Origin of the sequence: Brevundimonas sp., from assembly GCF_041648615.1 — a bacterium.
Lineage (GTDB): Bacteria > Pseudomonadota > Alphaproteobacteria > Caulobacterales > Caulobacteraceae > Brevundimonas.
The window spans coordinates 1-5,861 of record NZ_JBAZOS010000063.1; the positions used below are offsets into that span (position 1 = coordinate 1).

Consider the following 5,861-nt stretch of genomic DNA (forward strand, 5'->3'; position numbering starts at 1 on the left):
GTCGACTTGCCCACGACGTCCTGGACGCCGAGGGTTTCGAGCACGGCGCGCATCGGACCGCCCGCGATGACGCCGGTCCCGGGAGGGGCGGCGCGCATCATGATCTTGCCGGCGCCCCAACGGCCGGCGCCGTCGTGGTGCAGGGTGCGGTTCTCGCGCAGCGGAACGCGGATCATGGTCTTCTTGGCTTCCTCGGTCGCCTTGCGGATGGCTTCCGGCACTTCGCGCGCCTTGCCGTGACCGAAGCCGACGCGGCCCTTGCCGTCGCCGACGACCATCAGGGCCGCGAACGAGAACCGGCGGCCGCCTTTGACCGTGGCCGCGACGCGGTTGATGTGCACCAGCTTCTCGACGATGTCCGAATCCGGACCGTCAGCCTGGGGAGCGTTGCGGTTGTCACGACGGTTGCGATCGTTGCCGCCGCCGCCACGTTGGGGTGTTTGCGCCATCTGTCGCGTCCTTAGAAGTTCAGGCCGGCTTCACGCGCGGCATCAGCCAGCGCCTTCACCCGTCCGTGATAGATGTAGCCGCCGCGGTCGAAGACGACGTCCTTGACGCCCTTCTCGATGGCGCGTTCGGCGACCAGCTTGCCGATCAGAGCGGCTGCGGCGACGTCCGAACCCTTGGCCTTCTTGCCCTTCTCGCCTTCCAGCGAGGAGGCCGAGGCGATCGTGACGCCGTTGAGGTCGTCGATGATCTGGGCCGAGATGTTCTTGTCCGAACGGTGCACCGACAGGCGCAGACGGCCGTTGGCGACAGCCTTCAGGCGGCGGCGGGTGCGCTCCGTACGGCGCTGGGCTTGTTGTCGAAGAGAGAGAGCCATGACTTACTTCTTCTTGCCTTCCTTGCGCCGGACCTTTTCGCCCGTGTAGCGGACGCCCTTGCCCTTGTAGGGCTCGGGCGGACGCAGCTTGCGGATGACGGCGGCGATCTGACCGACGGCCTGCTTGTCAGCGCCGGAGATCTTGATTTCCGTCTGCTTGGGCACCGCGAAGGTGACGCCGGCAGGCGGCTGGATGTCGACGTCGTGCGAGAAGCCGAGCTGCAGCGACAGGGCGTTGCCCTTCATCGCGGCGCGATAGCCCACGCCGACCAGGTCCAGGCTCTTTTCAAAGCCGGTGGTGACGCCGACGACCATGTTGTCGACCAGGGTGCGCGACAGGCCCCACATGGCCCGCGAACGCTGGTTGTCCTCACGGATCGTCAGGTTCAGGCCATCGTCGCCCTGCGTGACTTCGATCTCTTCCGCGACGGTCCACGAGCTTTCGCCCTTGGGACCCTTCACCGAGACGGTCTGGCCGTCGAGCGTGACGGTCACGCCCTTCGGCACTTCAATGGTGCGTTTTCCGATACGGGACATCTTAGTAGACCCTGCAGAGGACTTCGCCGCCCACCTTGGCTTCGCGAGCCGCGGTGTCCGACATGACGCCCTTGGACGTGGAGAGGATCGAGATGCCGAGGCCGTTCTTGATCGGCTTCAGGTCGGAGATCGCGGAGTAGACGCGGCGGCCCGGCTTGGACACGCGGGCGATCTCGGCGATGACCGGCTGGCCGTCGAAGTATTTCAGCTCGATCTCGAACTGCGGGAATTCGCCGGGGTTCTGAACCAGGGAATAGCCGCGGATGTAGCCTTCGTCCTGCAGCACGTCGAGGACGCGCTGGCGCAGGCGGGAAGCCGGGGTGAGCACCTTGGAACGTTTGCGCATGTGCGCGTTCCGGATGCGGGCGATCATGTCGCTCAGGGGATCGTTGATCATCATGTCTGTCGCTCCCCTTACCAGCTGGACTTGGTCAGACCCGGGATCTGACCCAGGTTGCCGAGTTCACGAAGCGCGATACGGCTCATCTTGAGCTTGCGATAGAAGGCCCGCGGACGGCCCGTCACTTCGCAGCGGTTGCGAATCCGGTTGGCGGCCGAGTTGCGCGGCAGCTTGGCCAGCTTCAGGCGCGCTTCGAAGCGCTCCTCAAGCGGCAGGGATTCGTTGTTGGCGGTCGCCTTGAGGGCGGCCCGCTTGTCGGCGTATTTCGCGACGAGGGCCTTGACCATCTCGTTGCGGTTTACGGCGCTTTTCTTAGCCATTGTGCTTTTCCCTTCCCGCTCAGTTCGTCACGAACGGGAACTTGAACTCGGTGAGAAGCGCGCGCGCCTCGTCATCGGTCTTGGCCGTGGTGCAGACGATGATGTCCATGCCCCACATCTGGTCGATCTGGTCGTAGTTGATCTCGGGGAACACGATGTGTTCCTTGAGGCCCATGGCGTAGTTGCCGCGACCGTCGAACGAGGTCGGCTTCAGGCCGCGGAAATCCTTCACGCGCGGCAGCGCGATCGTGATCAGGCGGTCGAGGAACTCGTACATCTGGTCGCCGCGCAGCGTGACCTTGCCGCCGATGACCATGCCTTCGCGCAGCTTGAAGCCGGCGATGGAGTTGCGGGCCTTGGTGGCGACGGGCTTCTGACCGGCGATGGCGGCCAGGTCCTTGAGGGCCGCGGTGGCCTTCTTGGAGTCGGCCACGGCTTCACCGATGCCCATGTTGAGGACGATCTTGTCCAGCTTGGGCATCTGCATCGGGTTGGTGTAGCCGAACTTCTCGGTCAGCACGCCCTTGATGCGGTCGTTGTACTCGCCCTTGAGGCGCGGGGTGTATTTGGTGTCGGCCATCAGATGACGTCTCCCGTCGTCTTGGCGAAGCGGACCTTCTTGTCGCCTTCGATCTTGAAGCCGACGCGGGTGGCCTTGCCGTTGGCGTCGGCGATCGCGACGTTCGACAGGTGAAGCGACGCTTCCTTGTTCTTGATGCCGCCCTGGGGGTCGGCCTGGGTCGGGCGGGTGTGGCGTTGAACCATGTTGATGCCTTGCACCATCACGCGGTTCGTCGCCGGCAGGACCTTGGTCACCTTGCCGGTGCGGCCCTTGTCCTTGCCGGTCAGGACGACGACGCTGTCGCCCGTTTTGATCTTGGCGGCCATGACTACAGGACCTCCGGAGCCAGAGAGATGATCTTCATGTGGTTCTTGGCGCGCAGTTCGCGGGGAACCGGGCCGAAGATCCGCGTGCCGACCGGCTCGTTCTGCTTGTTGACGATGACGGCGGCCGACTTGTCGAAACGAATGACAGAGCCGTCCTTGCGCATGATGTCCTTGGCGGTGCGCACGACGATGGCGCGCACGACGTCGCCCTTCTTCACGCGGCCGCGAGGAATGGCTTCCTTCACCGAAGCGACAATCGTGTCGCCCACCGAGGCGTAGCGGCGCTTGGAGCCGCCCAACACCTTGATGCACATGACCCGGCGAGCACCCGAATTATCGGCTACCTCCAGGTTAGTTTGCATCTGGATCATATGATCAGATCTTTCTGATTACGAAGCCGAGGCCGAGGAGTCCGACAGGACTTCCCAGCGCTTCAGCTTGGACTTGGGGGCGCACTCGATGATGCGGGCCTGATCACCCACCTTGAGGGCGTTGGCTTCGTCGTGAGCGTGGTACTTCTTGGACAGGCGCACGATCTTTTTAAGGACCGGGTGCAGCAGCGTGCGTTGGACGACGACGACGACAGTCTTGTCGCCCTTGTCGGAGACGACCACGCCTTCGAGAACTCGTTTGGGCATCTTCGTTTCCTTAACCCGCCGCGCGGTTCGCACGCAGAAGCGTGGAAATACGGGCGATGTCCTTGCGCACTTCCGAGACCCGATGGGTCTTTTCCATCTGGCCGGTGGCGGCCTGGAAGCGCAGGTTGAACTGTTCCTTCTTGAGCTTCAGCAGCTCGTCGGACAGCTGGTCGGGCGTCTGGGCCCGGAGGTCGGCGATCTTGGTCATGCTCCGACGTGCTCCACGTGCGAGACACCGGCGTCGAGGCGGGTGACCACCTTGGTGCGGACCGGCAGCTTGGCGGCGCCGAGACGCAGGGCTTCGCGAGCCACGTCGTCCGGCACGCCGTCGATTTCAAACAGGATACGGCCCGGGTGGCAGCGCGCCGCCCAGTGATCGACCGCGCCCTTGCCCTTACCCATCCGGACTTCTGCCGGCTTGCCCGTGACGGGCAGGTCGGGGAAGACGCGGATCCAGACGCGGCCCTGACGCTTCATCTGGCGGGTGATCGCGCGGCGGGCCGCCTCGATCTGACGCGCGGTGATGCGTTCCGGCTCGACCGTCTTCAGGCCATAGGACCCGAAGTTCAGCGAGAAGCCACCCTTGGCGGAGCCGTGGATGCGGCCCTTGAAGGCCTTGCGATATTTGGTCTTTTTCGGTTGCAGCATGATTTAGCCCTCACGCCCGCGACGCTGACCGCGATCGTTGCGGCCGCCGCGATCACCGCCACGGCCTTCGTTCGAAGAAGGACCCGAAGCCTCGATCGCCCAGCGCTTGTCCTGCGCCATCGGATCGTGCTCGAGGACCTCGCCCTTGAAGACCCACACCTTCACACCGATGATGCCGTAGGTCGTCTTGGCCTGGATGAAGCCGTAGTCGATGTCGGCGCGCAGGGTGTGCAGCGGCACGCGGCCTTCGCGATACCATTCCATCCGCGCGATTTCCGCGCCGCCGAGGCGGCCCGACACGTTGATGCGGACGCCCTTGGCGCCGAGACGCATGGCCGACTGCATCGAACGCTTCATGGCGCGACGGAAGGCGATCCGGCGTTCAAGCTGCTGCGCGATGTTCTCGGCGATCAGCTGGGCGTCGGTCTCGGGCTTGCGCACCTCGACGATGTTCAGGTGAACCTCGCCGTCGGTCCGCGCCGAGATGTCCTTGCGGAGCTTCTCGATGTCGGCGCCCTTCTTGCCGATCACGACACCCGGACGGGCGGCGTAGATCGTCACGCGGCACTTCTTGTGCGGACGCTCGATGATGATGCGCGACACGCCGGCGGCGTTCAGGCGTTCCTTCAGCCACGTACGCAGCTTGAGGTCCTGGTGCAGCAGGTTGGCGTATTCGGGGCCGCGGGCGAACCAGCGGCTGTCCCACGTACGGTTGACGCCGAGGCGCAGACCGATCGGATTGACTTTCTGACCCATCAGGCGGCCTCACCGGCTTCGCGGACCACGATGGTGATCTCCGCGAAAGGTTTCAGGATGCGCGACGAGCGGCCACGAGCACGGCTCGCGAAGCGCTTCATCACCAGGTTCTTGCCCACGAAGGCCTCGGCGACGACCAGGTTGTCGATGTCGAGGTTGTGGTTGTTCTCGGCGTTCGACACGGCCGAATACAGCACCTTGCGGACGTCGGTGGCGATGCGCTTGCGGCTGAATTCCAGCTCGTTCAGCGCCTTCTGCACCGGCAGGCCGCGGATCGACTGGGCGACCAGGTTCAGCTTCTGAGGGCTGATCCGGACGTTCACCAGCTTGGCGCGCGCTTCGGTCGGGGCGACCCGACGTTCATTTTTGGTCTGGGCCATCAGTTACTTCCTTTTGGCCTTCTTGTCCGCCGCGTGCCCGGGGAATGACCGGGTCGGGGAGAACTCGCCGAACTTCATGCCGACCATTTCTTCGGAAACCGACACCGGCACATGCTTGAGGCCGTTGTGGACACCGAAGGTCAGGCCGACAAACTGCGGCAGGATGGTGGAGCGGCGCGACCACGTCTTGATCACGTCCTTGCGGCCCGACGACGACACCGTCTCGGCCTTCTTCAGCAGATACCCGTCGACAAACGGGCCTTTCCAGGAGGAGCGGGCCATCTTTAGCGAGCCTTCTTAACGTGGCGGGTACGGATGATGTACTTGTCCGTAGCCTTGTTCTTGCGGGTCCGGGTGCCCTTGGTGTCCTTGCCCCACGGCGTAACCGGGGTGCGACCGCCAGAGGTCCGGCCTTCACCACCACCGTGCGGGTGGTCGATCGGGTTCATGGCGACGCCGCGAACGTGCGGA

General features: G+C 64.4%; 14 protein-coding genes and 1 pseudogene. All 15 read right to left on the bottom strand.

Features of this window, described 5'->3' with window-relative positions; translation table 11 throughout:
* A partial coding sequence (gene rpsE, locus WC555_RS14900) for a 30S ribosomal protein S5 (RefSeq protein ID WP_373254831.1) occupies window positions 1–449 on the bottom strand: 449 nt, incomplete at its 3' end.
* Window positions 450–460: 11 nt separating this feature from the next.
* The gene (gene rplR, locus WC555_RS14905) at window positions 461–823 is read right to left on the bottom strand and encodes a 50S ribosomal protein L18 (protein ID WP_373254833.1); all 363 of its coding nucleotides are present in this window, start codon (window positions 821–823) and stop codon (window positions 461–463) included.
* 3 nt (window positions 824–826) lie between these two features.
* Window positions 827–1,360 carry a 50S ribosomal protein L6 gene (gene rplF, locus WC555_RS14910; protein WP_373254835.1) on the bottom strand — a complete coding sequence of 178 codons (534 nt, stop codon included), beginning with the start codon at window positions 1,358–1,360 and terminating at the stop codon, window positions 827–829.
* 1 nt (window position 1,361) lies between these two features.
* On the bottom strand, window positions 1,362–1,760 hold the full coding sequence (rpsH, locus tag WC555_RS14915; RefSeq protein WP_055832159.1) for a 30S ribosomal protein S8: 399 nt from the start codon (window positions 1,758–1,760) through the stop codon (window positions 1,362–1,364).
* A 14-nt stretch (window positions 1,761–1,774) separates the two neighbouring features.
* Window positions 1,775–2,080, bottom strand: coding sequence for a 30S ribosomal protein S14 (gene rpsN, locus WC555_RS14920; protein WP_055832157.1), 306 nt, complete (start codon window positions 2,078–2,080; stop codon window positions 1,775–1,777).
* Between the two features lie 19 nt (window positions 2,081–2,099).
* The gene (gene rplE / locus WC555_RS14925) at window positions 2,100–2,660 is read right to left on the bottom strand and encodes a 50S ribosomal protein L5 (RefSeq protein WP_056615248.1); all 561 of its coding nucleotides are present in this window, start codon (window positions 2,658–2,660) and stop codon (window positions 2,100–2,102) included.
* Complete coding sequence (gene rplX / locus WC555_RS14930) at window positions 2,660–2,968, bottom strand: 50S ribosomal protein L24 (protein WP_373254837.1); 309 nt, start codon at window positions 2,966–2,968, stop codon at window positions 2,660–2,662. The genes rplE and rplX overlap by 1 nt, the downstream gene beginning before the upstream one ends.
* Before the next feature lie 2 nt (window positions 2,969–2,970).
* A complete protein-coding gene (rplN, locus tag WC555_RS14935; protein WP_055832151.1) occupies window positions 2,971–3,339 on the bottom strand; it encodes a 50S ribosomal protein L14 in 369 nt (122 codons plus the stop codon).
* 18 nt (window positions 3,340–3,357) lie between these two features.
* On the bottom strand, window positions 3,358–3,606 hold the full coding sequence (rpsQ, locus tag WC555_RS14940) for a 30S ribosomal protein S17 (protein ID WP_055832150.1): 249 nt from the start codon (window positions 3,604–3,606) through the stop codon (window positions 3,358–3,360).
* A gap of 10 nt (window positions 3,607–3,616) precedes the next feature.
* Entirely contained in the window at window positions 3,617–3,814 is a 198-nt protein-coding gene (gene rpmC / locus WC555_RS14945; RefSeq protein WP_055832148.1) for a 50S ribosomal protein L29, read from the bottom strand.
* Entirely contained in the window at window positions 3,811–4,254 is a 444-nt protein-coding gene (rplP, locus tag WC555_RS14950; RefSeq protein ID WP_373254838.1) for a 50S ribosomal protein L16, read from the bottom strand. The genes rpmC and rplP overlap by 4 nt, the downstream gene beginning before the upstream one ends.
* A gap of 3 nt (window positions 4,255–4,257) precedes the next feature.
* A complete protein-coding gene (gene rpsC, locus WC555_RS14955) occupies window positions 4,258–5,010 on the bottom strand; it encodes a 30S ribosomal protein S3 (RefSeq protein ID WP_373254841.1) in 753 nt (250 codons plus the stop codon).
* Window positions 5,010–5,390, bottom strand: coding sequence for a 50S ribosomal protein L22 (gene rplV / locus WC555_RS14960; RefSeq protein WP_056615236.1), 381 nt, complete (start codon window positions 5,388–5,390; stop codon window positions 5,010–5,012). Before rplV ends, rpsC begins: the two co-directional genes overlap by 1 nt.
* Window positions 5,391–5,393: 3 nt before the next feature.
* Window positions 5,394–5,672, bottom strand: a complete 279-nt coding sequence (rpsS, locus tag WC555_RS14965) for a 30S ribosomal protein S19 (protein ID WP_300467203.1) — start codon at window positions 5,670–5,672, stop codon at window positions 5,394–5,396.
* Window positions 5,673–5,674: 2 nt separating this feature from the next.
* Window positions 5,675–5,861, bottom strand: a pseudogene (rplB, locus tag WC555_RS14970) (50S ribosomal protein L2); the annotation flags it as partial.